22 protein-coding genes and 1 pseudogene are annotated in these 24,759 nt (G+C 73.7%); 15 read left to right on the top strand and 8 right to left on the bottom strand.

Going from position 1 to position 24,759, the window contains the following annotated elements:
- From K6I33_RS35995 to K6I33_RS10220, 5 genes and pseudogenes are all read right to left on the bottom strand, one after another.
- Positions 1 to 418 (bottom strand): annotated as a pseudogene (locus tag K6I33_RS35995) (hypothetical protein); the annotation flags it as partial.
- A 223-nt stretch (positions 419 to 641) separates the two neighbouring features.
- Entirely contained in the window at positions 642 to 1,562 is a 921-nt protein-coding gene (locus tag K6I33_RS10235; protein ID WP_229350136.1) for a hypothetical protein, read from the bottom strand.
- A gap of 322 nt (positions 1,563 to 1,884) precedes the next feature.
- Positions 1,885 to 2,424, bottom strand: coding sequence for an RICIN domain-containing protein (locus K6I33_RS10230; protein WP_229350134.1), 540 nt, complete (start codon positions 2,422 to 2,424; stop codon positions 1,885 to 1,887).
- A 62-nt stretch (positions 2,425 to 2,486) separates the two neighbouring features.
- A complete protein-coding gene (locus K6I33_RS10225) occupies positions 2,487 to 3,023 on the bottom strand; it encodes an RICIN domain-containing protein (RefSeq protein WP_229350132.1) in 537 nt (178 codons plus the stop codon).
- 58 nt (positions 3,024 to 3,081) lie between these two features.
- Positions 3,082 to 4,665, bottom strand: a complete 1,584-nt coding sequence (locus K6I33_RS10220) for an AbfB domain-containing protein (RefSeq protein WP_229350130.1) — start codon at positions 4,663 to 4,665, stop codon at positions 3,082 to 3,084.
- Positions 4,666 to 5,053: 388 nt separating this feature from the next.
- Here K6I33_RS10220 and K6I33_RS10215 point away from each other — a divergent pair, with 388 nt between their 5' ends.
- The 10 genes from K6I33_RS10215 to K6I33_RS10170 all read left to right on the top strand — a co-directional run bounded on the left by K6I33_RS10215 (position 5,054) and on the right by K6I33_RS10170 (position 18,266).
- Positions 5,054 to 7,459, top strand: a complete 2,406-nt coding sequence (locus K6I33_RS10215) for a helix-turn-helix domain-containing protein (RefSeq protein WP_374283983.1) — start codon at positions 5,054 to 5,056, stop codon at positions 7,457 to 7,459.
- Positions 7,366 to 8,931, top strand: a complete 1,566-nt coding sequence (locus K6I33_RS36285) for a WD40 repeat domain-containing protein (protein WP_374283987.1) — start codon at positions 7,366 to 7,368, stop codon at positions 8,929 to 8,931. The genes K6I33_RS10215 and K6I33_RS36285 overlap by 94 nt, the downstream gene beginning before the upstream one ends.
- A gap of 123 nt (positions 8,932 to 9,054) precedes the next feature.
- Positions 9,055 to 10,647: an ABC transporter substrate-binding protein gene (locus K6I33_RS10205; RefSeq protein ID WP_229350127.1), complete on the top strand. Its 1,593-nt coding sequence runs from the start codon at positions 9,055 to 9,057 to the stop codon at positions 10,645 to 10,647.
- A 23-nt stretch (positions 10,648 to 10,670) separates the two neighbouring features.
- Positions 10,671 to 11,636: an ABC transporter permease gene (locus K6I33_RS10200; protein ID WP_229350125.1), complete on the top strand. Its 966-nt coding sequence runs from the start codon at positions 10,671 to 10,673 to the stop codon at positions 11,634 to 11,636.
- Positions 11,629 to 12,453, top strand: coding sequence for an ABC transporter permease (locus tag K6I33_RS10195; RefSeq protein ID WP_229350123.1), 825 nt, complete (start codon positions 11,629 to 11,631; stop codon positions 12,451 to 12,453). The genes K6I33_RS10200 and K6I33_RS10195 overlap by 8 nt, the downstream gene beginning before the upstream one ends.
- A gap of 59 nt (positions 12,454 to 12,512) precedes the next feature.
- Entirely contained in the window at positions 12,513 to 13,445 is a 933-nt protein-coding gene (locus K6I33_RS10190; protein ID WP_229350138.1) for an ABC transporter ATP-binding protein, read from the top strand.
- A complete protein-coding gene (locus tag K6I33_RS10185; RefSeq protein WP_229350121.1) occupies positions 13,438 to 14,088 on the top strand; it encodes an ABC transporter ATP-binding protein in 651 nt (216 codons plus the stop codon). The genes K6I33_RS10190 and K6I33_RS10185 overlap by 8 nt, the downstream gene beginning before the upstream one ends.
- Before the next feature lie 32 nt (positions 14,089 to 14,120).
- Positions 14,121 to 14,660 (top strand): DUF1697 domain-containing protein, encoded by a 540-nt coding sequence (locus tag K6I33_RS10180; protein WP_229350119.1) that lies wholly within the window; start codon positions 14,121 to 14,123, stop codon positions 14,658 to 14,660.
- Positions 14,661 to 14,703: 43 nt separating this feature from the next.
- Positions 14,704 to 17,409 carry a CocE/NonD family hydrolase gene (locus K6I33_RS10175; RefSeq protein ID WP_229350117.1) on the top strand — a complete coding sequence of 902 codons (2,706 nt, stop codon included), beginning with the start codon at positions 14,704 to 14,706 and terminating at the stop codon, positions 17,407 to 17,409.
- Positions 17,406 to 18,266, top strand: a complete 861-nt coding sequence (locus K6I33_RS10170; protein WP_229350115.1) for an ABC transporter permease subunit — start codon at positions 17,406 to 17,408, stop codon at positions 18,264 to 18,266. Before K6I33_RS10175 ends, K6I33_RS10170 begins: the two co-directional genes overlap by 4 nt.
- Here the strand turns inward: K6I33_RS10170 and K6I33_RS10165 are convergent, their stop codons facing one another.
- The 3 genes from K6I33_RS10165 to K6I33_RS10155 form a co-directional block, all read right to left on the bottom strand.
- Entirely contained in the window at positions 18,267 to 18,734 is a 468-nt protein-coding gene (locus K6I33_RS10165; RefSeq protein WP_229350113.1) for a flavodoxin family protein, read from the bottom strand.
- A gap of 83 nt (positions 18,735 to 18,817) precedes the next feature.
- The gene (locus tag K6I33_RS10160; protein WP_229350111.1) at positions 18,818 to 19,744 is read right to left on the bottom strand and encodes an SDR family oxidoreductase; all 927 of its coding nucleotides are present in this window, start codon (positions 19,742 to 19,744) and stop codon (positions 18,818 to 18,820) included.
- Positions 19,741 to 20,556: an SDR family oxidoreductase gene (locus K6I33_RS10155; RefSeq protein WP_229350109.1), complete on the bottom strand. Its 816-nt coding sequence runs from the start codon at positions 20,554 to 20,556 to the stop codon at positions 19,741 to 19,743. The genes K6I33_RS10160 and K6I33_RS10155 overlap by 4 nt, the downstream gene beginning before the upstream one ends.
- An 81-nt stretch (positions 20,557 to 20,637) precedes the next feature.
- On the opposite strand from K6I33_RS10155, the gene K6I33_RS10150 reads away from it, so the two are divergent.
- The 5 genes from K6I33_RS10150 to K6I33_RS10130 all read left to right on the top strand — a co-directional run.
- A complete protein-coding gene (locus K6I33_RS10150) occupies positions 20,638 to 21,399 on the top strand; it encodes an enoyl-CoA hydratase family protein (protein ID WP_229350107.1) in 762 nt (253 codons plus the stop codon).
- 38 nt (positions 21,400 to 21,437) lie between these two features.
- Positions 21,438 to 22,307, top strand: a complete 870-nt coding sequence (locus K6I33_RS10145; RefSeq protein ID WP_229350105.1) for a CoA transferase subunit A — start codon at positions 21,438 to 21,440, stop codon at positions 22,305 to 22,307.
- An 8-nt stretch (positions 22,308 to 22,315) separates the two neighbouring features.
- The gene (locus tag K6I33_RS10140; RefSeq protein WP_374283977.1) at positions 22,316 to 23,068 is read left to right on the top strand and encodes a CoA-transferase subunit beta; all 753 of its coding nucleotides are present in this window, start codon (positions 22,316 to 22,318) and stop codon (positions 23,066 to 23,068) included.
- 13 nt (positions 23,069 to 23,081) lie between these two features.
- Positions 23,082 to 24,155, top strand: a complete 1,074-nt coding sequence (locus K6I33_RS10135; RefSeq protein ID WP_229350100.1) for a nitronate monooxygenase family protein — start codon at positions 23,082 to 23,084, stop codon at positions 24,153 to 24,155.
- Positions 24,152 to 24,759, top strand: a 608-nt coding sequence (locus K6I33_RS10130; protein ID WP_229350098.1) for a hypothetical protein, incomplete at its 3' end; no start/stop codon positions are given. The genes K6I33_RS10135 and K6I33_RS10130, both read left to right, overlap by 4 nt.

The following is a 24,759-nucleotide window of genomic DNA, read 5'->3' as shown; positions in this document are numbered from 1 at the left end:
CCAGGACACGCTCGACCTCGGCGTTGAAGTACGCCCCGCCCGTACCGCGCAGCTTCTCGATCTCGGCACGGTTCTTGACGTCCGCGCCGTCCTTCTTGTCCTTCGCACGCTGACGGGCCTCGGCCTCGCCGTGTGCCAGGAAATCCCGGATCCCGTTCGGGTCGCCGCTCGCGAGGGCCTGCTTCGCGGCCTCGCGGACCTCCGGTTCCGGGTCGAACTCCGCGAAATCCTCGACCAACTGCCGGTCACGATCGGCACTGAGCTTGTCCAGCTCCGTACGCGGCGCGGGAGCCGGCCCCGACGCCGGCTTCGGCAACGCCGCCGCCAGCCGGTCCAGCGCCGCCAGCGCCTGCGTGGCCGAGACCGACTCGGTCTTCGCCGACGTGGCCGCCGTCGCCTCGCCCGTCGTACCACCCAATATCGCTACGACAACGGCCGTCGAAACAGCCCCTCGTAGCCGTCCGGCCCTCGGCCGGAATCTACCCATCACGGGAAGAACCCCTAACTTGACAAGAAACTGAGAAAGATTCCTGAACCCGCGCACGCGGGCAGGGCGGATCCCGCCGAAGACCTGATGAAGGAATGAATGCGGGTCCGAGAGACAGGGCTCGAACAGCCCCGAGGTGAAGGAAGTTCAGATGTCAGCCCTTGGCGCGCTTCTCGCCCGCCTGGGCCTTGTCGAACATGTTCTGCCAGAACGCAGCCGACTCACTGGCTTCCGCCTGCTCCTGCGACCAGTTCCGCTCGTTCTCATCCGCCGACCGGCCGATGTTCTTCCAGAGCTCGTCCGCGGACGCCTTCGCCGCCTTGGCGATGTTCTTCCAGTTCTCCGCCTGTGCCATGGCCGCTTCCCGCTCGGCCAGCCACGCCTTGCGTGCTGCCTCGGCATGGCCCGATACCGCCTGCCAGGCCCGCTCGGCCTCGGCGCGGGCCTTCGCCGCGTCCGACGAGCCCTTCACGGCCTTCTCCGCCGCGACGGCGTCCTCGAGCAGCCGGGACAGGGCAGCGTGCCTAAGCGTTTCCGCTTCCGCGATCCGCGTCCGGAAGGCCTCCGCGTCCAGCGTGGCGCCGGTCATCCAGCCGTAGCCGAAGAACTCCACCACGTCCGCGTCCATCGCGCCCGGGCGTACCGCCCACTGGGCCGCCACCCGCACCTGCTCGCCCGGGTCGTGCCCGGCGACCGACGACACGAAGTCACGGTCCTTCGCGGCCACTTCCAGCTTGTGCTTGGTGTCCGCCTCCCGCACCGCCCGGTCACGCTTCTGCGCCTCCGCGTACCCCGTCTTCACGAATGCCGCCTGGTCGGCCGCCGTGCCCTTCAGCGCGCGCTCGGCCGCCGCCCGCGTCTCCGGGGAGAACTCCACCGGGTGCGTACGCACCACCCGTTCGCAGAACAACCTGTTACGGACGCGGGCGTCCCGTATCCGCTGCTTGGCGGCGTCGAAACCGCCGCCCGGAGCCAGCCACTCCGCGATCGCCTCATCGCCCCGCGCGCTCCGCAGAGCGTTCCAGGCGGACGTACGGATCTCGACCGGCATGGACGACTTCGCCAGCCTGAGCACCCAGTTACGGGACGCTTCCGCCGCTGCGGCCTTTGCGGCAGCGGTCTCATCGGTCGGTTGGTCGGCTTCGACGGTCCGAACCGCTGCCTCGACGCGCGCGTCCGCCCACGCCGGCGCCACGCCCGCCACAGCGACCCCACCAGCCAACATGCCGACCGCCAGCGCCTGCTTGATCCACCACTGACGACTCACTCGACGGCTCACTCGACGATTCACTCTTGACCCCCAAAGAACGTACGACTCACTTCTCGGCCCCCCATATGGCGAGGGACAGCGCCGTGCCGGGCACGGCGCTGTCCCAGGGGCCGGACGGACCGCGAGGTCACTTGACCGGCAGGACCTTCCACAGCTGGGCGGGGGTCTGGTTGCAGGTCCACTGCTGCGCGAGGGCACCGTTGTCCATCCCGCGGTGGTCGATGTCCAGGCAGCGGTCCTCGACGTGCATGGGGCGCAGCTGGTAGAGCTTCTTGGCGTCGTCGACGAGGATCATCCGCCAGCGCTGCTGCTTGCCGCCGACGCATCCCCACTGCTGGACCAGGGCCCCGGGCTCGGGGTTGCTGTTCTCCACCTCCAGGCACTTGCCGCTCACGGCGGACCGCAGCTCGAAGGAGGAGTCGGCGAAGGGGACCATGCGCCACTGCTGGGCGGGGGTCTGGTTGCAGGTCCACTGCTGGACCAGGACGCCGTTCCCCTTCTGGGCGTGGTCGACGTCCAGGCACTTTCCGCTGTGCGCCGCCTGAAGCTGGACGACCGACTCGGCCGCCCCCGCGGCGGCCGCGGTCGGGGTGCCGGTGGCCAGGGTCGCGAGGCCGGCGGCGGTGGCCAGTGCCGCCCGGGTGGCGGTGAGGGTGAGGCGTGTCATCGTGGGTTTCCGTTTCGTTCGTTCTCGTGCGGTGGTTCGGGGGAATCCGGCTGCCGGGCCGGTCAGGCGGCGACCGGCTTCACGCGCCAGCGCTGGGCGGGGGTGCCGTTGCAGCCCCACTGCTGGGCGTTCGCGCCTTCCTTGGTGCTGCCGCCGGCGATGTCCAGGCAGCGGTCGTCGACGTGGGAGGGCCGCAGCTCGTAGAGCTCCTTCGCGGGGTCGACGAGGAGCAGCTTCCAGCGCTGCTGGGGCGCGTCGCCGACGCACCACCACTGCTGGACGTTCGTGCCCGCCTTGGTGCCGCTGTTCTCGACCTCCAGGCACCGGCCGCTGTGCTTGGCCCGCACCTCGAACGTGCCCGCGCCGGCGGGGACCAGGTCGAAGAGCTGGTTGTCGAGGCCGTCGGCGCACTTCGTCTGGACGGCGTTGGCGCCGTTGCGCAGGGCACCGTCGGCGATGGTGAGGCACTGGCCGCTGTGGGAGGGCTGGAGCTGCGCGACGGACGGGGTGGCGGGCGCGGCCTGCGCGGGGGTCGCGACGCCCGCCAGGGCGGCGAAACCGGCGGCGGTGGCCAGTGCGGCTCGGGTGATCCGGGACATGGGGGTTCCGTTCATTTCCGTTGTGAAGTGAGAAAAGCGGCCTGGTGAACAGGCGTCGTCAGCGCGCCAGCGGGGTGGAGATCTTCCAGGTGGCGTCCTGGGCGAAGTCCTCGGCCGCGTCGTAGCGGTTCTTGCCGCTCTTGTCGGCCGCGTAGAGGTCGCCCTGGTACTGCCGCAGCCAGCGGCCCGGCTGGCTCGCCGACTCGAAGGACGTCCCGGAGCCCGACAGGGCCTTGCGGGCGCACCAGGTGGCGTCCTTGCGGAACGCGGTGCTGCGGTCGTCGGCGCCCATCCGCACCCGGCGGTCCTTCTGCGCGAGGTAGTAGCCGGGCTTGCGGGCGGACTCGAAGGAGTAGCACCCGGCCTGGTTGGCCAGCGCGGGCACGACGACCCAGGTGGCGTCCTCGCGGTCGGCCTGCTTGCTCTTGGCGCCGACGGGCGCGATGAACGCCTCGCCGCCGTCCGCGTTCGACTGGCGGATGGAGAAACCCGACAGTTTGCCGGCGGCCGGCTGGAAGGACTGGCGCTTCGCCCGGTACTGGCTGTCCTCCTTGAGGAACTGGGCGACGTCCGCGTCGCTGCCGGCCAGCGCCTTCTTCGCCGAGGCCACGAGGTAGGGGTTCACGCCCGTCTTCTCGGCCCTGGTCTGGATCAGCAGCGCGAGCCGGCGGTCGCCGTCGGCGATCTTCTTCCGGCGGGCCTCGTCGTCGCGCTTGTACGCCTGCTCGGCGCCGGTGTGGATGAACTTCTTCCACTCCGCCGCGTCGGAGCTCAGCACCGTCTTCTGCGCCGTGGTGTAGAGCTCGGTCTTCTGCGCGTCGGCGGGGACGCCGCGCAGCAGCTCGCGGATGAAGTTGTCGTCGCCGAGGGCGAGCATGGCCTCGGACGGCGTGACGCCGAACAGCGCGGCGGTGTTCTTGCGCGCGGCCAGTTCCTTGCGGCGCTCGGCCTCCTCGCGGTTCTTCTCCTCGAGGTCCTTGAGTTCCTGGGCGACGTCGACGCCGTGGGCCTCGCGGATGCCGTTGGTGATGAACTCCTGCCATGCGGCCGCGTCCCCCGCCAGTGCCGCGGCGGCCGTCTTCTTCACTTCCGGCCCGGAGGCGTCGTGCTTCATCACGGCGCGGATGAAGTTGTCGTCGCTGAGCGCGAGCAGGTCCGGGCTGTTCGGGATGCCCACGGCGATCAGGGCCTGGGACTTGGCGAGCCGGGCCGCGCGGTCCGCGTCGGACCGGTCCTTCTCCCGCTGCTTGTCGACCTCGTACGCCTCGTGGACGCCGGTCGTGATGAACCGCGCGTGCTCCTCGTCGGAGCCGCTGACCATGGCGTCCTCGGCGGCCAGGCGGACCGCGTCCAGGCTCTGGCCGGCGTCCCTGGCCTTCTGCCAGAGCGCGTGGACGAAGTCGTAGTCGCTGAGCAGCAGGACGTCCGGGCTGGGGTCGAGGCGGACCACGGACGCCGCGTCGACGCGCTGCGTGTCGGTCGTCCTGATCCCTCCCTCGGCGGTCACCGCCGCGTCCGAGGGCTTCGCCACGGCGGTGCCCGGCGCGGCCACGCCGATGACCGAGGCCAGTGCGGTGGCGGCCACGATCCCGCGCGACACCGCTCTGCGCATGCGTGCCGCGTCGGTCTGTCTCTTGAGCATTTTGTTTTTCACTACCTTTTCGGGATCGGGAATTCCGGTTGTCGAAGACCGCGTGGGCGGGAATGAATCCGTGCGGGATGTCGTTCCCACACGACCGAAGAGTCGGATCCGGCCAACGGGCCGGTCAACGGGTTCCCCGGTTTCCCAACCGAACCGGAAACCCGGGAAACAGTCGCTGACCTGCACAGACGCAGATGCGGGGGTCAGCCGCCGACGAGGGGCCGCCCGCCCCCGTCCCACCACTCCGGGGCCCGGAGCGACGGAAAGCGCATATACCTCGGGTCTCCGCGCTCAACACCTGATGAGATGATTCCTCCCGAATATCAACAGGCGTCCACTCACCGGCGGATGTGCGACGGCCCTGGTCATCGGGAAAGGCCAAGAGACAGTGACGGATGGGGCGACGCGCCACGGTGGAGTCGATGACGCGGTCCGGGCCGATGACGCGGTCCGGGCCGCCGAGCCCGCCCCGCCCGGTGAGCTGCTGCGCCGGCTGCGCCGGGAGCAAGGGGTGTCGCTCGTCCAGCTCTCGCGGCTCGCCTTCTACAGCAAGGGGTATCTGAGCCGGGTCGAGAACGGTGAGAAGCCACTGACCCTGGGACTGGCCCGGGCGTGCGACCAGGCGCTCGGCACCGACGGGACGCTGGAGCGGCTCGCGCGGGCGGCGGAGGCCGCGTCGTCCCACAAGTCCTCCAAGTCCTCCAAGTCCTCGCCGTCGGACACCGGGGTCTGCCCGTACCGGGGGTTGTCGTCCTTCGGGCCTGACGAGGCGCGGTGGTTCTTCGGGCGGGACGAGGCCGTGGCCGACCTCGTCGCGCGGCTGGCCGAGCGGCTCGTGGGCGGTGCCGGGGGGCCGTTGATGGTCGTGGCCCCTTCCGGGGCCGGCAAGTCCTCGCTGCTGCGGGCCGGTCTGCTGCCGGCGCTCGCGCGCGGCGCGCTGCCGGCGCGCGGCGCGCACGCGTGGCCGACGGTGGTCCTCACCCCCGGTGAACGCCCTCTGGACGCGCTGCTCGTTCAGCTGGCCGCCGTGAGCGGCGCCGCCCACGCGGCGCTGGCCGACGCGTGGGAGCGGGGCCCGGAGACGTTCGGCACGTTCGTCCAGGAGGTGACGTCCGGGCCGGGCGGCCTGGTGCTCGTGGTCGATCAGTTCGAGGAGGCGTTCACGCTCTGTCAGGACGACGAGGAGCGGGCCGCTTTCGTCGCCGCGCTGCTTGCGCTGGCCACGGGGACGTCACCTGCCGACGGCCGCCCACCCGCCCTGGTCGTCCTCGGCCTGCGGGCGGACTTCTACCACCACTGCCTCACCCACCCCGGCCTGGCGCTCTCCCTCCAGCGAGGGCATGTGGCCCTCGCGCCGATGAACGAGGCGCAGTTGCGCGATGTCATCACCGGCCCGGCGCGACGGTCCGGGCTGACCGTGGAGGCCGGGCTGGTGGAGATCCTCCTCCGCGACGTGGGTCTCGCGCCGAACGGTGGCGCCCCGCGCTCCGGTGCTCTCCCCCTCCTCTCGCACGCCCTGCTGTGCACGTGGCAGCACCGCGACGGGGCGGCCCTGACCGTGGCCGGCTACCGGCTGACCGGGGGCATATCGGGCGCGGTGGCCGCCACGGCGGAGCGCGCGTACCTGTCCCTCACCGCGCCTCAGCAGCAGGCGGCCCGTCGTGTCCTCCTCCAGCTGGTGAACGTCACCGGGGAAGGGGACCGGGAGACCGGCCGCCCGGCCCGCCGGGCCGATCTGCTGGATCTCGCACAGGAAACGGACGCGGTCCCCGAGAACACCGCCGCCGTGCTCGACGTGTTCACCAGGGCCCGGCTGCTGACCCACGACGCCGACCGCGTGGAACTCGCCCACGAGGTGCTGCTGTGCACCTGGCCGCGGCTGCGCCGCTGGGTCGACGACGACCGCGCGGGGCTCCACATCCATCAGCGGCTGGCGGAGACCGCCACCGCGTGGGAGGCGGAGGGCCGTGACCGCGGGCTGCTCTACCGCGGCGGCCGGCTGGCCGCCGCGCGGGAGTGGGCGACCGCTCCGGGGCGCCACACCGCGCTCGGCTCCGCGACACGGGCGTTCCTGGACGCCAGCGTTCATCACGACGACGCGAAGAGACGGGCGAAGAAACGCGCTCTCAAGCGGCTGAGAGCCCTGGCGTCGGTGCTCGCCACGCTCCTCGTCCTGGCCCTGACCGCCGGTACCGTGGCCGTCCAGCAGTGGCGGTCGGCCAAGAGCAACCACCGGCTCGCCCTCTCGCGCGAATCCGCGGCCCGGGCGGACCTGCTCTCCCGGGAGTCCCCCGAGGCGGCGATGCTCTCCGCGCTCACGGCCTATCGTCACGCGCCCACCGTCGAGGCCCGCAGCAGTCTGCTGAGCGCGTACGCCCGGCACCGGGCCGACGACCTCAACGGCCACCGGGCCGCCGTCAACAACGCCGTGTACTCCCCCGACGGGCGCACCGTGGCCACCGCGGGCAACGACCACACGGTGAAGCTCTGGGACGCCGGTTCGGGAGAAGTCCTGGCGACGCTCCGGGGGCACACCGACAGTGTCAACGCGCTCGCGTTCTCGCCCGACGGCCGGACGCCTCCGCCAGCCACGACCGCAGCGTCAAACTGTGGGACGTCGCGACGCGCAAGGTGCTCGGCACCCTCAAGGGCCATCAGGGCGGCGTCCTCGGCGTGGCCTTCAGCCCGGACGGGCGCACCGTGGCCACCGGCGGGCACGACCGCACGATCAGGCTGTGGGACACGGCCACGTACCGGCGGACGGCCGAGCTGGCCGGGCACGAGCAGCAGGTGATGAGCCTGGCGTTCTCACCCGACGGCCGGACGCTGGCCTCCGCGTGCAACGACCACACGGTCAAGCTGTGGGACACCGGCGCCCTCAAGGAGACCGCGACACTCGAAGGGCACACCGACTCGGTGATGTCCGTGGCCTTCTCCCCGGACGGCCGGACGCTGGCCACCTCGAGCGCCGACGGCACCGCGCGTCTGTGGGACGTGGCGTCCCGGCATACGGAAGCCACCCTCACCGGTCACACCGGGATAGTGGCCCGGGCCGTCTTCCTCCGCGACGGCCGCACCCTCGCCACCGCGAGCCACGACCGCACCATCCGGCTGTGGGACGCCACCACCCATGAGACGACCGCCACCCTCACCAGCGAGCTGCCCGTCAACGGACTGCACGTCGGCCCCGACGGCCGGCACGTCGCCACCGTGTCGCTCGACCCGCCCGGGGCGGGCCCGGCCGCGGGCACTTCCGGCGAAGCACCGGGCGCGGGCATCTGGGACGTGGCGGCGGGCCGGATGACGACCCCGCTCGGCGCGCGCCGGACGCCCCGTCAGGTGGCGTTCTCCCCCGACGGCCGGACGCTCGCCATCGGTGACGCCAACGGCGTGGTGAGTCTGTGGGACGCCGACGGCCGCCGGCACGTCGCCACCCTCGCCGGGACGTCCGAGGCCGTCACCGGGCTGGCCTTCTCCCCCGACGGCCGGACGCTGGCCGGCGCCGGCGCGGACGGGGCCGTACGGCTGTGGGACGTGGCCTCCCGGCGCACGGAAGCCACCCTCACCGGCCACACCCGGTCCGTTCTCGCCCTCGCCTTCAGCCCTGACGGCCGTTTCCTCGCCACGGCGGGTGAGGACCGTACGACGCGACTGTGGGACGTCCGCTCCCGGCGGCCGGACGTCATCGCCACCGGGGACACCGACGAGACGGTCACCCTGGCCTTCAGCCCCGACAGCCGCACCCTCGCCAAGGGCAACGCCAACGGCTCGGTGCGGCTCGTGGACGTGGCCTCCCGTCACGTCGTCGCGACCTTCCCCGGGCAGTCGGCCACCACCTGGGCGGTGGCGTTCAGCCCGGACGGCCGGGTCCTGGCCACGGCGGGGTCCGACGGGGACGTACGGCTGTGGGACACCGCCACGCGTCGCCGGACCCGGACCCTCACGGGCCACACCGGGGTCGTCAAGGCCCTGGCGTTCTCACCCGACGGCCGCACCCTGGCCAGCGGCGGCGCCGATCGCACGGTCCGGCTGTGGGACACCGGCGGCAACCGCACCACCGCCATCCTGACGGGCCACGACGACACCGTCGTCTCCCTCGCCTTCCCGTCCGACGGCCGTGTGCTGGCCACGGCGAGCCTGGACCGGACGAGCCGGCTGTGGGAACTCGACGCCGACGACGTCGCCTCCCGTGTCTGCTCCCTCAGCACCACCCAGGAATGGCACAGCCTCCTGACCGATCCGCCGCCCGGGGCGCCCTGCCCCTGAGAGGAAACCGAATATTCCGGGCACAACCCCCATCAACACCCCCGGATCATGCCCGCTCTTTGACCTCCTGTTTAATTGCACTTTGTTCGCAATAGCAAGAGACCTTGAGTAAGAGGTGTGGGCATGACGGCCCGGTCCATACGGGGAGTGGCCGCCACGGCCATGGCAGGTGTCCTCGCGGCAGGCGCGACGGCCTGTTCGACGCCCGGCGGCGGTGGGGCCGGGGGCGGGAAGGACGCCCTCGTCGTGGGTCTCGCCAACGAGCCCGAGACGCTCAGCCCGCTCCTCGGCTACGGCAAGGACGGCAACTCCAAGATCTTCGACGGGCTGCTCCGCCGCGACTCCGCCATGGAGCTGGAGCCGGCCCTGGCCGCCGAGCTGCCGAAGGTCACCGACGACGGGCGGACGTACACGTACAAGCTCCGCAAGGGCGTGACGTTCAGCGACGGCAAGCCGTTCTCCGCCGAGGACGTGGTCTTCACCTACCGGACCATCCTCGACGAGAAGACGAACAACGCCGCCAAGGGCGAGCTCGCCGCGATCGACAAGGTCACCGCCGCCGGTGACGACACCGTCGTCTTCGCGCTCAAGTACCCCTACGCGCCCTTCGCCGAGCGCACCGTCCTGCCGATCGTGCCCGAGCACGTGGCGAAGGGGCAGGACGTCAACACCGGCTCGTTCAACACGGCGCCCGTCGGCACCGGGCCGTACGTCCTCACCGGCTGGAGCAAGGGCGAGAAGCTGACCTTCAAGGCCAACCCCGCCTACTGGGGCGGCGAGCCGAAGGTCAAGAAGCTCACCATGGCGATCATCAAGGACGACGACGTGCGCGCCACCCGGCTGCGCTCCGGCGACCTCGACGGCGCGATCCTCCCGCCGAACCTGGTGAAGGGCTTCAAGGGCGACAAGTCCAAGGCCACCCTCACCGCCCGGACCACCGACTTCCGCGGGGTGACGCTGCCGACCGCGAACAAGGTCACCGGCGATCCCGCCGTGCGCCGCGCCCTCGATCTCGCCGTCGACCGCGACGCCATGGTCGACAAGCTGCTGGAGGGCGCGGGCCGGGCCGGTTACGGTCCCGTCCCCACGGACAGCGAGTGGTTCACGAAGGGCACCGAGCGGCCCCATGACCTGGACAGGGCGAAGAAGCTGCTGGACGACGCGGGCTGGCGGCCCGGCGGCGACGGCATCCGGGAGAAGGACGGGCAGCGCGCCGCCTTCACCCTCTGGTTCCCCGCCGGTGACAAGCTCCGCGAGGAGCACGCCCTGGCCTTCGCCTCGGACGCCAAGAAGGCGGGCGTCGACGTCAAGGTGCAGAGCGGCACCTGGGAGGTCATCGAGCCGCGGATGAAGGAGGACGCGGTCCTCGCCGGCGGCGGCAACCCCGCCGACCCCGACTTCGACCTCTACAACCTGCTCCACTCCTCCCTCGCCCTCGACGGCTTCAACAACATGGCCGCCTACAGCAGCCCCGACGTGGACAAGGCCCTGGAGGAGGGCCGGCGCGGCGGCGACAAGGCCGCCCGCAAGGCCGCGTACGACGCGGTGCAGCGCGGTCTCGCCGACAACCCCGGCTATGTCTTCCTCACCCACGTCGACCACCTCTATGTGATGAACGGCGACCGGAAGGGCCTCACCACCCAGGTCGAGCCGCACGACCACGGCCTGGGCGCCGGCCCGTGGTGGAACGTCGAGGACTGGCAGACCGGGAAGTGACCGCCCGGCTTCCCTGGGGGCCGATGGCCCGCATGGCGGGGCGGCGGCTGCTGGCCGCCGTCCCCCTGCTCGCCGTCGTGACCTTCGGGGTCTTCGCCCTCGCCGCGGCCTCGCCCTTCGACCCGGCCAAGGCGTACGCCGGGTCCGCCGGGCTCGGCGCCGGGCGGGACGTACTGGACCAGCTGCGCGCGAACCTCGGCGCCGACCGGCCGTTCGTGTCCCGCTGGTGGGACTGGCTGTGTGCCGCGCTCACCGGCGACCTCGGCGAGTCGGCGGCGCTGCGCCAGCCCGTTTCCCAGGTCATCGGGGAGCGTGTCGGGTGGTCCGTGCTGTTGTGCGGCGTCGCCTTCGCCGTGGCCGTGACCGTGGGTACGGTTCTGGGCGTCCTCGCCGCCCGGCGGCGCGGCGGGTGGCTCGACCGGGCCGTCACCGGGCTCGCCTACACGCTGGAGGCGGCCCCGCCGTTCTGGCTGGGGCTGCTCGCCGTCTGGTTCTTCTCCGTGAAGCTCGGCGCGCTCCCGGCCGGCGGTCTCACCGACACCGGCGCCGACGCCGCCACGCCCTGCCAGGTCGCCTCGCACCTCGTGCTCCCGGCGGCCGTCCTCGCCGCCACCCAACTGCCGTGGTTCGTGCTGTACGTGCGCCAGGGCGTCGGGGACGCGCTGGCGGAGGACCCCGTGCGCGGCGCCCGTGCCCGCGGGCTGCGCGAGCGGACGGTCCTCCTCGGCCACGCCCTGCGGTCCGGGCTGCTGCCCGTCCTCACCCTGATCGGCTCCCGTGTGCCCGAGCTCATCACCGGCGCGCTGCTGGTGGAGACCGTGTTCAGCTGGCCGGGCATCGCCTCGGCGACCGTCGAGGCGGCCACCAAGGTCGACTTCCCGCTGCTCGCGGCCCTGACCCTGCTCGCCACGGCGGCCGTGCTGGTGGGCAATCTGCTGGCCGATCTGCTGTACGGGCTGGTCGATCCGAGGGTGGGCTTCGATGGCTAACCGCATTCGGCTGCGTGTCTCGCTCGTCGTCACGGCCGCCGTCGTCCTGGCCGTGCTGGTCGTACCGCTCGCCGTACCGCTGGACGAGCAGGCCGTCGACCTCGGCGCGAAGCTGCTGCCGCCCGGCGCCGCGCACCCCTTCGGCACCGACGAGGTCGGCCGCGACCTGCTGCTGCGCTGTGTGTACGGGCTGCGCGTCTCGCTGCTCGTGGGCGTGGTGGCCGCGCTCGTCGCGACCGTCGTGGGCACGGCGGCCGGGGTGCTCGCGGGCGCTCTCGGCGGCTGGCCCGACCGGCTGCTGATGCGGCTCGTCGACCTCTTCTCGTCCGTGCCGCACCTGCTGCTCGGCATCTTCGTCGTCGCCCTGTTCCGGCCCGGGATCTGGCCGGTGGTCGCCTCGGTGGCGGTCACCCACTGGCTGTCGACGGCGCGTGTCGTGCGGGCCGAGTTGCTGTCGCTGCGCACCCGGCCGTACATCGACGCGGCCGTCTCCGGTGGCGCGTCGCGGTGGCGGGTGACCGTACGGCACCTGCTGCCGGCGGTGCTGCCGCAGGCGGGGCTCGCGGCGGTCCTGATGGTGCCGCACGCGATCTGGCACGAGTCGGCGCTGTCCTTCCTGGGCCTGGGCCTGCCCACGCACCGGGCCAGCCTGGGCAACATGGTCAACAGCGCCCGGGGCTCGCTGCTCGCGGGCGACTGGTGGCCCACGCTCTTCCCGGGCCTGTTCATCATCGTCCCCACCCTCGCCCTCGCGGGCCTGGCCGGCGCCTGGCGCGCACGGCTCAACCCCCGGCACCGATCGGAGCTGACGCTGTGACGGCCGTGCCCTCCGTTCGGTCCGTACTTTCCGTGCGCGGGTTGTCCGTACGGTTCCGGATGCCCGGCGGCAGGCATGTCGCCGCCGTCAGCGACGCCTCGTTCGAGCTGGGGGCCGGGGAATGCCTCGCCCTCGTCGGCGAGAGCGGCTGCGGCAAGTCCGTCCTGGCCTCGGCGCTGCTCGGGCTGCTGCCAGGGAACGCCGAGACGTCCGGGGCGGCGTACCTCGGCGACGGCCTGGAGCTGCTCTCCGCCGGCGAGCGGACGCTGGCCCGTACCGTCCGGGGCCGGCGCGTCGGGCTCGTACCGCAGAGCCCGGCCGCCCACCTCACGCCCGTACGGACCGTGCGCGCGCAACTGGCGGAGACGGTGCGGGAGCTGACCGGTGCCCGGGGGGCCGCGCCGGCGGAGGCCGTCGAGGCGGCCGCCGCACGGGCGGCGTTCCCTGCCGGTCACCTCGACCGCTACCCGCACCAGCTCTCCGGTGGCCTGGCGCAGCGCGCGGCCGCCGCGCTCGCGCTCGTCGGCGACGCGCCGTTGCTGCTGGCCGACGAGCCGACGACCGGCCTGGACCGTGAACTCGTCGACCGCACGGCCGACGAGCTGCGCCGCCACGCCGACGCGGGCCACGCGCTGCTGATGATCACGCATGACCTCGCGGCGGCCGAGCGGATCGCGGACCGCGTCGCCGTGATGTACGCGGGCCGGATCGTCGAGATCGCGGACGCGGCGGTGTTCTTCGGCGCCGCCGGACCCCGGCACCCGTATGCGCGGGGGCTGCTGGACGCGCTGCCCGAGCGGGCGTTCACCCCCATTCCGGGCATGCCGCCGGAGCTCGGCGCGCTGCCCTCGGGCTGCGCCTTCGCGGCGCGCTGCGGCACGTCGACGGGGGCGTGCGAGGCCGTGCCGGCGCTGGTCGACGGGGTGGCCTGTCACCATCCACACCCCTGTCACCATCCGCACCCGGCCGCCGAGGAGGCCTCCCGTGCTTGAGCTCCGTGGCATCACCGCCGGCTACGACCCGCGCGAACCGGTCGTCCGTGACGTGTCGCTGACCATCGGCGACGGCGAGGCCGTGGGGCTGCTCGGCCCGAGCGGCTGCGGCAAGTCCACGCTGGCGCGCGTGGCCGCGCTGCTGCACCGTCCGGAGGCGGGGACCGTCGTCATCGACGGCGAGCCGGCTCGTGGCTGGCGGCATCGCGCGCCGCGCGGGCAGCGCACCGCGTTCGGGGTCGTCTTCCAGCAGCCCCGGCAGTCGGCCGACCCCCGGCTGAGGCTCCGCGACCTGATCGCCGAGCCGCTGCGGGCGACGGGCCGCCGTGCCGAGGCCGACGCCCGGGTGGGCGAGCTGGCGCCGGTCGTCGGTCTGTCGGACGAGCTCCTGGCGCGGCGCCCGCACGAGGTGAGCGACGGTCAGCTGCAGCGGGCGTGCGTGGCGCGGGCGCTGGTGCTGCGGCCGCGGTGGCTGATCTGCGACGAGATGACGGCGATGCTGGACGCGTCGACGACGGCGGCGTTGGTGGGGGTCGTCGAGGCGTACCGCCGGGAGAGCGGGGCGGGGCTGCTCACGGTCGGGCACGACGCGGTGCTGCTGGAGCGGTGGTGCGACCGGACGGTGCGATGGGAACGTTCCTGACCCCTGTCAGTACCTCCCCTTAGGGTGACCGCGTGACAACGTATGTGGCGCTGCTGCGCGGTATCAACGTCGGCGGCAAGAAGCGCGTCCCCATGCAGACCCTGCGGGAGCTGCTGGCCGGCATGGGGTGCGAATCCGTCCGGACGCATCTCAACAGCGGCAATGCCGTCTTCACCCACCCCGGCGCCGACGAGGCGACGCTGGCCGCCCGTCTGGAGGAGGCCATCGAGCGGGAGCTGGGGTTCTCCGTGACCTGTCTGGTACGCGAGGCGGGTGAGATACGCCGTGTCGTCGACGCCAATCCGTTCGCCGGGCAGGAGGTCGACCCCGCGCGGTTCGTCGTGACCTTCCTCGCCGGTCCGGCCGACCCGGCGACCGTCGCGGATCTCGACCCGGCGGAGTACGCGCCCGAGGCCTTCGCCCTGGGCGAGCGCGAGGTGTATCTGCACTGCGCGAACGGCATCCGGGACTCCCGGCTGGCGAAGGTGCTCACCGAGCGGCGGCTCGGCACGGCCGGCACCGGGCGCAACTGGAACACCGTCACAAGGCTGGCGGACATGGCCGGGGAGTGACCGCCCCGATCAGCCGGAAACCGGCTCCGCTTAGCATTCGAACATGAAGCTGCGTCTCCCCCGCCCGCGCGGGCGGCGGCTGTTCGCCGCCGTGGCCGCGGTCGTCGTGCTCGGCGGTGCCGGCACCTGGACGGTCGCCTCGGCCACCGGCGGCGATCCACCCGTGCGCCGCGAGGACCGGTCGATCGCCATGCCCGAGAGCCCGGGCGGGGGCAAGGACACCGTCCGGATCGACACGTCCTTCTTCACGTCCGGGCCCGCCGGCGAGCGCCGCCCCGCGGTGCTGCTCGCGCACGGCTTCGGCGGCAGCAAGGACGATCTGCGGCCCGAGGCGGAGGAGCTGGCCCGTTCCGGTTACGCGGTGCTGACCTGGTCCGCGCGGGGTTTCGGGCACTCCACCGGCCGGATCGGCCTCAACGACCCGGACCGCGAGGTCGCCGACGTCAGCCGTCTGATCGACTGGCTCGCCCGGCGCCCCGAGGTGCGCCTCGACGCGGCCGGGGACCCGAGGGTCGGCATCGCGGGCGGCTCCTACGGCGGCGCGATCGCGCTGCTCGCCGCCGGGTACGACAAGCGCGTCGACGCCGTCGCCCCGCAGATCACCTATTGGAACCTCGCCGACTCCCTCTTCCCCGGCGACGTCTTCAAGAAGCTCTGGGCCGGGATCTTCTTCACCACCGGCTCGACTTCCACCGGCTCGGCCTCGGCCGTCAAGGGCGCCCCGGGCGCCTCCGGCTGCGGGCGGTTCGAGCGGAGCCTGTGCGAGATGTACGAACGGGTGGCCGTCGCCGGAAAGCCCGACGCGGAGGCCCGGAAGCTGCTGGAGCGCCGCAGCCCCTCCGCCGTCGCGGACCGGATCAAGGTCCCCGCCCTTATCGTCCAGGGGCAGAACGACTCCCTCTTCCCCCTCGACCAGTCCGACGCCGCTGCCGCCGCCATCCGCCGCAACGGGGCGCCCGTGGCCGTCGACTGGATCTCCGGCGGGCACGACACGGGCGTCGCGAACGAGAAGGACCGGATCGAGCGGCGCACGCACGCGTGGTTCGACCGCTACCTCAAGGACGACGAGGCCACGGGCACCGGACCGGCCTTCCGCGTCAGCCGCACCGGCGGCATCGACACCACCGACGGCAGGACGCGGCTGCGCGCGGCGACCGGCACCCGCTACCCCGGGCTGCGGGCCGACGCGCGGACCGTGCCCCTGAGCGGTCGCGCGCAGTCCTTCACCAACCCCGCGGGCGCCGCTCCCCCAGCCGTCTCCGCCGTGCCCGGCGTCGGGGGCGGCCTGTCCCAGCTGTCGGGGCTGGGCCTGGGGGTGTCCCTGGACTTCCCCGGCCAGTACGCCCGTTTCGACTCCGCCCCGCTGTCCGAGGGCGTCCGCGTCACCGGCACGCCGACCGCGAAGGTGAAGGTCGCCTCCGACACCGGCGAGGCGGTCCTCTTCGCCAAGGTCTACGACGTCGGCCCCGGCGGTCAGCAGCAGTTGCCCGGGCAACTCGTCGCCCCGCTGCGCGTCGACGACGCGAAGGACGGCAGAACGGTCGAGCTGCGCCTGCCCGCGATCGACCACACCTTCGAGGCCGGGCACCGGATGCGGCTCGTGCTCTCCGCCACCGACCTCGGCTACGCGTCACCGGTGCGCCCCGCCACGTACACCGTCTCCCTCACGGACGGCGGGCTGAGCGTCCCCACCGCCCCCGGCGTGCGGACCGGCTCGGCCGGCCTGCCGTGGTGGACGTGGGGGCTGCCGGCGGGCGGCGTGCTCGTGGCGGCGGCCCTGCTGCTCACCGGGCGGCGCCGCACCACCGCCCCCGCGCCCGACCCGGAGCTGGCCGACGTGCCGCTGCGGATCAGCGGGCTGGGCAAGCGGTACGCCAAGTCGGCGGACCGGTACGCCGTGCGCGACCTGTCGTTCCAGGTCGAACGCGGGCAGGTGCTGGGGCTGCTGGGGCCCAACGGCGCCGGCAAGACCACGACGCTGCGGATGCTCATGGGCCTCATCCGGCCCGACGCAGGGGAGATCCGGGTCTTCGGGCACGCGATCCGGCCGGGCTCGCCCGTGCTGTCGCGGGTCGGCGCGTTCGTCGAGGGCGCGGGCTTCCTGCCGCACCTGTCCGGGCGGGCCAACCTGGACCTGTACTGGCGGGCCACCGGCCGTCCCGCCGAGGACGCCCACCTGGACGAGGCCCTGGAGATCGCCGGGCTGGGCTCCGCCCTGGACCGGGCCGTCCGCACGTACTCCCAGGGCATGCGGCAGCGCCTCGCCATCGCCCAGGCCATGCTGGGCCTGCCGGACCTGCTGATCCTCGACGAGCCGGCCAACGGGCTGGACCCGCCGCAGATCCGGGAGATGCGCGAGGTGATGATCCGTTACGCGGCGGCCGGCCGCACGGTGATCGTCTCCAGCCATCTCCTCGCCGAGGTCGAGCAGTCCTGCACCCACCTGGTCGTCATGGACCGGGGGCGGCTGGTCGGCGCCGGCCCGGTCGCGGACATCGTCGGCTCGGGCGACACCCTGCTGGTGGGCGTCGAGGGCCGGCTGTCGGAGGTGACCGTGGACAAGGTGGCCGCCCTGCCCGGCGTGGCGTCGGCCGTACGGGCCGACGAGGGGCTGCTGGTGCGGCTCGACGGCGCGACTGTGCCGGAACTGCTGGTGGAACTGGTCCGGCTGGAGGTGCCCGTGGCGAGCGTGGGCCCGCACCGGCGGCTGGAGGACGCGTTCCTGACCCTGATCGGAGGCTCCGCGTGAGCAGCACCACGGCCGTCGAATCCGCGCCCGGCTACCGGGCCGGCCGCACCCTGCCGCTGCGCGTGGAGGCGGCGCGGCAACTGCGGCGGCGCCGCACGCTGGTGATGGGCGCCGTGCTCGCGGTGCTGCCGTTCGTCCTGATCGCGGCCTTCGCGATCGGCGGCGACCGCCAGGGCCGCGACGGGCGGGTGACCTTGATGGACACCGCCACCGCCTCCGGCGCCAACTTCGCGGCCACCGCGCTGTTCGTCTCGGCGGGCTTCCTGCTGGTGGTGCCGGTGGCGCTGTTCTGCGGTGACACGGTGGCCTCGGAGGCGAGCTGGTCGTCGCTGCGGTACCTGCTGGCCGCGCCCGTGCCGCGCGCCCGGCTGCTGTGGGCCAAGCTGGCCGTGGCGCTGGCCTTCAGCGCGGCCGCGATGATGTTGCTGCCGCTGGTGGCGCTCGCGGCGGGCACGGCCGCCTACGGCTGGGGGCCGTTGCGGATCCCCACCGGGGGCTCCCTGGACGCGGGAACGGCGACGGGCCGGCTGGCCCTCTGCGTGGCCTTCGTGTTCGTCGGCCAGCTGGTGACGGCGGCGCTGGCGTTCTGGCTGTCGACGGTCACGGACGCGCCGCTGGGCGCGGTGGGCGGCGCGATGGGCCTGACGATCGTCGGCAATGTCCTCGACGCGGTCACGGCGCTGGGTGACTGGCGGGACCTGCTGCCGGCCCACTGGCAGTACGCGTGGGCCGACGCGCTCCAGCCGCGCCCCGAGTACGGGGGGATGGTGAAGGGAACGGCGGTGTCGGTCGCGTACGCGGTGGTGTTCTTCGCGCTGGCGTTCCGGCACTTCCGGGGGAAGGACGTGGTGTCCTGATCAGGACAGGGTCCTGACCCTCAGCCCTTCGGCGAACGCCCGCGCCGCCTCCAGATCGGTGGCGTCGGGCCGCCCCTTCTTGATCCCGCCGACGAGATTGAACGGCAGCGACGTGTCGTACCCCCGGCACTGGAAGGTGTCGCTCACGTCGAAACCCTTCCGCTCCAGAAGCCGCGCGAGGGAGCGGGGGTGGGGACGGAACGGCGGTTCGGGCAGTCCGCTGGTGGTGAAGACGAACGCCTTGCGGTACCGGCCCTCCGGCAGCGACTCGGCGAACCGGCGCAGCCTCGGGTGGACGTTCTGCGTGAAGATGCCCGAGCCGAACCCCACCAGGTCGTGGGCGGCGAGCTCCGCCGCGTCGATCCGCTCGGGCTCGACGACCCGGGCCTCCAGGACCCGGCCCATGACGTCGGCGATCCTCTTCGTGTTGCCGTGGGAGACGGACGTGCACACGATGACGGTCCTCATGATGACGCTCCTTTCGCTTCGGCCTCGCACCATGAGGACACCGCCCGGGCGACGAGCGTGACAGGCAGGGGATGTGGCGATGGTCACAGGGGGGACGCCGGCCCCGCCCCGTACACCGGCCCGTCCGCCCGCGCCCGTGCCAGCAGGCCCCGTACCGCCCTTCCCGCTTCGCCCGGTGTCCAGCGGTCGCCCTTGTCGGCCGTGGGGCCCGGGTGCCAGCCCTCCATGACGGTGATGCGGCCCGCCTCCGCCTCGAAGACCCTGCCCGTGACGCCGGTGGAGTCCGCCGACGCCAGCCAGACCACGAGCGGCGAGACGTTGGCCGGGGCCATCGCGTCGAATCCGCCTCCCTCCGGCGCGGCCATCGCCTCCGCGAAGACCCGCTCGGTCATCCGGGTGCGGGCCGCCGGGGCGACGGCGTTGACCTGGACGCCGTAGCGGGCCAGTTCGGCGGCGGCCACGAGGGTGAGGCCGACGACGCCTGCCTTGGCGGCGGCGTAGTTGGCCTGGCCGACACTGCCCAGCAGACCCGCGCCGGACGTCGTGTTGACGACCCGCGCCTGGGGCGTGCGCCCCTCCTTGGCCCGTGCCCGCCAGTGCGCGGCGGCGTGGCGCAGGGGCAGGAAGTGACCCTTGAGGTGGACGCGGACGACCGCGTCCCAGTCGTCCTCGCCGAGGCCGACCAGCATGCGGTCCCGCAGGAATCCCGCGTTGTTGACGAGCGCGTCGAGGCGTCCGTACGTCTCCAGGGCGGTGGTGACGAGCGAGCGGGCGCCCTCGTCGGTGGCGATGTCGCCGCTGTGGGCGACGGCTTCGCCGCCCCGGGCGCGGATCTCCTCGGCGACGAGCCGGGCCGGGTCCGCCGAGGCGCCTTCCCCGCCCGGCCCGGCGCCCAGGTCGTTGACGACGACCCGGGCGCCCTCGGCGGCGAGCGCCAGCGCGTGGGCGCGGCCGAGGCCCCGTCCGGCGCCGGTGACGACGGCGACCCGTCCCGCACGGATTCCGGTCATGTCGTCCCTCCGTGTGCCGCCGCGAGGAAGGCCGGGGCCTCGCCGCCGCCGTGGACGAGCAGGCCGGCCCCGGTGACGTAGGCGGCCCGGTCCGAGGCGAGGAAGACGGCGGCCTCGCCGATCTCGTCGGGCTCGGCGAGCCGTCCCGCCGGTACGGTCCGGCCGACGGCGGCAAGGCCCGCCTCGCCGCCGTAGTGGACCCGTGCGGCCTGGGTGGCGACCATGCCGAGGACGAGGGTGTTGACCCGGATGCGCGGGGCCCACTCCACGGCCATGGTGCGGGCCAGGTTCGCGAGCCCGGCCTTGGCCGCGCCGTAGGCGGCCGTGCCGGGCGAGGGACGGGTGCCGCTGACGCTGCCGATCATCACGATCGCGCCGCCCGCCGGCCCGGGGCGGGCCCCCAGCAGGGGGCGGGCGGCGAGCGAGACGGCGAGCGGTACGAGGAGGTTGAGCTCCAGGACGCGGATGTGCCGGGCCGTGTCCGCCGCGTCGAGCGGGCGGTGGGGTGTGCCACCGGCGTTGTTGACGAGGACGTCGAGCCGGCCGTACTCGGCCGCGAGCCATGCGAAAACCTCCTGGACGGCCGCTGCTTCCCTAAGGTCCGCGCTGTGGAAGCGGGCCGTCCGTCCCGCCGCCGCGACCGGCTCGGCGGGCGGCCGGCGGGCGCACACCACGACGTCCGCGCCCGTGCGCAGGAAGGCCCGCGCGATGCCCGCGCCCACGCCCCGGGTGCCGCCGGTGACGAGGACGACCCGGCGGCCGCCGGGGCCGGTGCTCCGATCGCCCGCTCCGGGGCCGGGAGTTCCGCTCATGCACGCCTCCCCCAGGCAGCGGTCCGCTGCTACCGTCGACAACGGACCGCACCTAACAAACGTTTGGTGGAAAGGTAGCCGATGGGCATCTCCACCGCACGCCCCGAACCGGGCATCGCCGTCGTCACCGTGGACGTCCCACCCGTCAACGCCCTGCCCGTACGCGGCTGGTACGCGCTGGCGGACGCGATCCGCGCGGCGGGGTCCGACCCGGACATCCGCTGTGTGCTGCTCACCGCCGCCGGGCGCGGCTTCAACGCCGGCGTGGACCTCAAGGAGCTGAGCGGCACGCCGGGCCACCGGGCCCTCGTCGACGTCAACCACGCCTGCGCCGAGGCGTTCTCCGCCGTCTACGACTGCCCCGTCCCGGTCGTCGCCGCCGTGCACGGCCACTGTCTCGGCGGCGGCGTCGGCCTCGTGGGCAACGCCGACGCGGTCGTCGCCTCCGACGACGCGGTGTTCGGGCTGCCCGAGCTCGACCGGGGCGCGCTGGGCGCCGCCACCCACCTCTCCCGTCTCGTGCCCCAGCACCTGATGCGCACCCTCTTCTACACGTCGCGCACCGTCACGGCCGCCGAGCTCCACCGGCACGGCTCGGTCTGGCGCGTCACGCCCCGGCCCGGGCTCGCCGGGGCGGCGCTGGAGCTGGCGCGGGAGATCGCGGCGAAGGACGGCGTGCTGCTGCGCATGGCCAAGGCCGCGCTCAACGGCATCGACCCCGTCGACGTCCGCCGGGCCTACCGCTACGAGCAGGGCTTCACCTTCGAGGCCGCCCTCGGCGGCGTCGGCGACCGGCACCGCGCCGCCTTCGCCGCCGGACGGCCGGAAAAGGGGCGGATATGAAGGGGCGGATATGAAGGAGCGGTCATGAAGGAGCGGTTATGACGGCCGCCAAGAGGATGACCGCCGACGAGGCCGTGGCCCGCCTGGCGGACGGCATGACGATCGGCATCGGCGGCTGGGGGTCGCGCCGCAAGCCGATGGCGCTGGTCCGGGCCGTGCTGCGGGCCGGGCTGACCGATCTGACCGTCGTCTCCTACGGCGGCCCGGACGTCGGCCTGCTGGCGGCGGCGGGCCGGATCCGCAAGCTGGTGACGGCCTTCGTCTCCCTCGACTCGATCCCCCTCGAACCGCACTTCCGCGCCGCCCGGCAGCGGGGCGGGCTGGAGCTGGTGGAGCTCGACGAGTCGATGGTCATGTGGGGCCTGACGGCCGCCGCGCACCGGCTGCCGTTCCTGCCCGTGCGGGCGGGGCTCGGCTCGGACGTCATGACGGTCAACCCCGGCCTGCGGACGGTCACCTCCCCGTACGAGGACGGGGAGGAGCTGGTGGCCGTGCCCGCGCTCGCCCTCGACGCGGCCCTGGTCCACCTCAACCGCGCGGACGCGCGCGGCAACGCCCAGTACCTGGGCCCGGACCCCTACTTCGACGACCTGTTCTGCGAGGCCGCCAGGGAGGCGTACGTGTCCTGCGAACGGGTCGTCGGCAGCGAGGGGTTCGCGGACGGGGGCGGGCCGCAGACGCTGCTCGTCCAGCGGCACTGCGTGACCGGGGTCGTCGAGGCGCCGGGCGGCGCGCACTTCACCTCGTGCGCGCCGGACTACGACCGCGACGAGGCGTTCCAGGCGGCGTACGCGCGGGCCGCGGCCGACCCGGCGGCCTGGCGGGAGTTCGTCGCGCGCTTCCTGTCCGGGGACGAGGACGAGTACCGGGCGGCGGTCGCGGCGTTCCGCACCCGGGCGGCGTCATGAGGGGGCCCGTGAGCGCGAGCACGGCCGAGGTCTGCGCCGTGGCCTGCGCGGAGGTCTGGCGCGGCGACGGGGAGATCCTGGCGAGCCCCATGGGCACGGTCCCCACGATCGGGGCCCGGCTGGCGCGGCTGACCTTCGCCCCGGAGCTGCTGCTGACGGACGGCGAGGCGATGCTGATCGCCGACGTGCCCGCGCTGGGCGGCACGGCGCGGGTGGTCGAGGGCTGGCTGCCGTTCCGGCGCCATCTGGCGCTGGTCACCGGGGGCCGACGGCATGTGATGATGGGCGCGAGCCAGCTCGACCGGCACGGCAACCAGAACATCAGCCGCATCGGCGACGCGCGCCGCCCCGACCGGCAGCTGCTGGGCGTGCGCGGCGCTCCCGGCAACTCCCTCAACCATCCGGTCAGTTACTGGATCCCCCGGCACTCCCCCCGGGTCCTGGTCGAGCGTGTCGACATGGTCTGCGGCGTCGGCTACGACCGGGCGGCCGCCGCCGGGCCCGCCGCGACGCGCTTCCACGGCGTCCGGCGCGTCGTCACCGATCTCGCGGTGCTGGACTTCGAGACGCCGGACCGCACGCTACGGGTCCGCTCGCTGCACCCCGGCGTCACGGCCGAGGAGGTGCGGGCGGCCACCGGCTTCCCCCTCGACGTGCCGGCGGACGTGCCGCGCACCCGGCCGCCGACGACGGAGGAGCTGCGGCTGATCAGGGAGGTCGTCGACCCGGACGGCCTGCGCGACCGCGAGGTACGGGCGTGAGGACGGTACGGGCGTGAGGACGGCCCTCACCGAGCTCGTGGGCGTGCGGCACCCCGTCGTGCAGACCGGCATGGGCTGGGTGGCGGGGCCCCGGCTGGTGACGGCCGTCGCCGCCGCCGGAGGCCTGGGCATCCTGGGCGCGGCCACCATGACGCCGGAGCGGCTGCGGGCCGCCGTCCGGGAGGTGCGGTCCCGCACCGACCGGCCCTTCGGCGTCAACCTCCGCGCGGACGCGGGCGACGCCGCCGAGCGCGCGGCGATCCTGGTGGCGGAGGGGGTGCGGGTGGCGTCGTTCGCGCTGGCCCCCTCACGGGAGCTGATCGCCCGCCTCAAGGACGCCGGTGTGGTCGTCATCCCCTCCGTCGGCGCCCGGCGGCACGCCGAGAAGGTCGCGGCGTGGGGGGCGGACGCGGTGATCGTGCAGGGCGGTGAGGGCGGCGGCCACACGGGCGAGGTCGCCACGTCGGTGCTGCTGCCGCAGGTGATCGACGCGGTCGGCGTCCCGGTCGTCGCGGCGGGCGGCTTCCACGACGGCCGGGGCCTGGCCGCCGCGCTCGCCTACGGGGCGGCGGGCATCGCCATGGGCACCCGTTTCCTGCTCACCTCCGACAGCACGGTCCCGCCGGCCGTGAAGGCCGCGTACCTCGCCGCGTCCGTCAAGGACGTCACCGTCACCGACCGCGTCGACGGCCTCCCCCACCGGATGCTGCGCACCCCCTTCGTCACCCGGCTGGAGCGCGCGGGCCGGGCGGAATCGCTCGTCCGGGCCGTGCGGCACGCGGCGGCCTTCCGGACGCTGTCGGGAATGACGTGGCGCCAGATGCTGCGCGACGGACGGGCCCTGCGGCACGGCGGGGACCTCGGCTGGGGCCGGGTGCTGCTGGCCGCGAACACGCCGATGCTGCTGAAGGCGGCGATGGTCGACGGCCGTACGGACCTGGGGGTGATGGCCGCCGGGCAGGTGGCGGGCGTCATCGAGGACCTGCCGTCCTGTGCGGAACTGATCGAACGGATCATGGCGGAGGCGGAGGGGGTGCTGCGAGGATTGGGCCGCCATCTGGCGGACGATCGGAGGTCCAGGCCATGAACGACACGGCGGCCCGCACGCTGTGGGAGCTGTACGAACCCGTCCACGCCGTCACCTACTTCGCTCCCGAGGCGCTGACCGCCTTCGAGGAGGCGGGCCTGCGGGGCTGGCGGCGCGGCTACTTCGCCGGACGGGCGGCACCGCTCGGGCCGGTGGGCCCGGAGCCGGCCACGGCGGCATTCCTGGGCTTCGCGCCGGGGACGGTCGCGCGGGCGCTGCCGTCGGTATGGGACATCACTCCGCCGGCGCGGGCCCTGGAGATCCGGCGCGCGGGAGCGCGGGCGGCGCTGGAACGACTGCTGGCGGGCCGGGAGAAGGAGGCGGCCCGGGCGGGGCAACTCCTTGCCGGGGCCGCGCTCCGGCTGGACCACGGCGGGCGTGTCCTGTCCGCCGCGAACGCGGCGCTGGCCTGGCCCGACGACCCTCTTGAGCGCCTGTGGCACGCGGCGACGCTGCTGCGCGAGCACCGGGGCGACGGCCATGTGGCGGCGCTCGTCGCCGCCGGGCTGGACGGCTGCGAGGCGCTGGTGCTGCGGTCGGGCATCGACGTGCCGCGCTCGGAGCTCCAGCCCTACCGGGGCTGGACGGACGAGGAGTGGGAGGC

Source organism: Streptomyces sp. UNOB3_S3 (genome assembly GCF_020740895.1).
GTDB lineage: Bacteria > Actinomycetota > Actinomycetes > Streptomycetales > Streptomycetaceae > Streptomyces.
The sequence above is the reverse complement of the archived record's forward strand: the minus strand, read 5'-3'. Positions and strand labels throughout refer to the sequence as shown.

What these genes read in the sequence shown, in the direction of transcription:
- K6I33_RS10230 (WP_229350134.1), bottom strand. Translation starts at nt 2,424, where the DNA reads ATGACACGCCTCACCCTCACCGCCACCCGGGCGGCACTGGCCACCGCC.
- K6I33_RS10225 (WP_229350132.1), bottom strand. Translation starts at nt 3,023, where the DNA reads ATGTCCCGGATCACCCGAGCCGCACTGGCCACCGCCGCCGGTTTCGCC.
- K6I33_RS10220 (WP_229350130.1), bottom strand. Translation starts at nt 4,665, where the DNA reads ATGCTCAAGAGACAGACCGACGCGGCACGCATGCGCAGAGCGGTGTCG.
- K6I33_RS10205 (WP_229350127.1), top strand. Translation starts at nt 9,055, where the DNA reads ATGACGGCCCGGTCCATACGGGGAGTGGCCGCCACGGCCATGGCAGGT.
- K6I33_RS10200 (WP_229350125.1), top strand. Translation starts at nt 10,671, where the DNA reads ATGGCCCGCATGGCGGGGCGGCGGCTGCTGGCCGCCGTCCCCCTGCTC.
- K6I33_RS10195 (WP_229350123.1), top strand. Translation starts at nt 11,629, where the DNA reads ATGGCTAACCGCATTCGGCTGCGTGTCTCGCTCGTCGTCACGGCCGCC.
- K6I33_RS10190 (WP_229350138.1), top strand. Translation starts at nt 12,513, where the DNA reads ATGCCCGGCGGCAGGCATGTCGCCGCCGTCAGCGACGCCTCGTTCGAG.
- K6I33_RS10175 (WP_229350117.1), top strand. Translation starts at nt 14,704, where the DNA reads ATGAAGCTGCGTCTCCCCCGCCCGCGCGGGCGGCGGCTGTTCGCCGCC.
- K6I33_RS10165 (WP_229350113.1), bottom strand. Translation starts at nt 18,734, where the DNA reads ATGAGGACCGTCATCGTGTGCACGTCCGTCTCCCACGGCAACACGAAG.
- K6I33_RS10160 (WP_229350111.1), bottom strand. Translation starts at nt 19,744, where the DNA reads ATGACCGGAATCCGTGCGGGACGGGTCGCCGTCGTCACCGGCGCCGGA.
- K6I33_RS10155 (WP_229350109.1), bottom strand. Translation starts at nt 20,556, where the DNA reads ATGAGCGGAACTCCCGGCCCCGGAGCGGGCGATCGGAGCACCGGCCCC.
- K6I33_RS10150 (WP_229350107.1), top strand. Translation starts at nt 20,638, where the DNA reads ATGGGCATCTCCACCGCACGCCCCGAACCGGGCATCGCCGTCGTCACC.
- K6I33_RS10145 (WP_229350105.1), top strand. Translation starts at nt 21,438, where the DNA reads ATGACGGCCGCCAAGAGGATGACCGCCGACGAGGCCGTGGCCCGCCTG.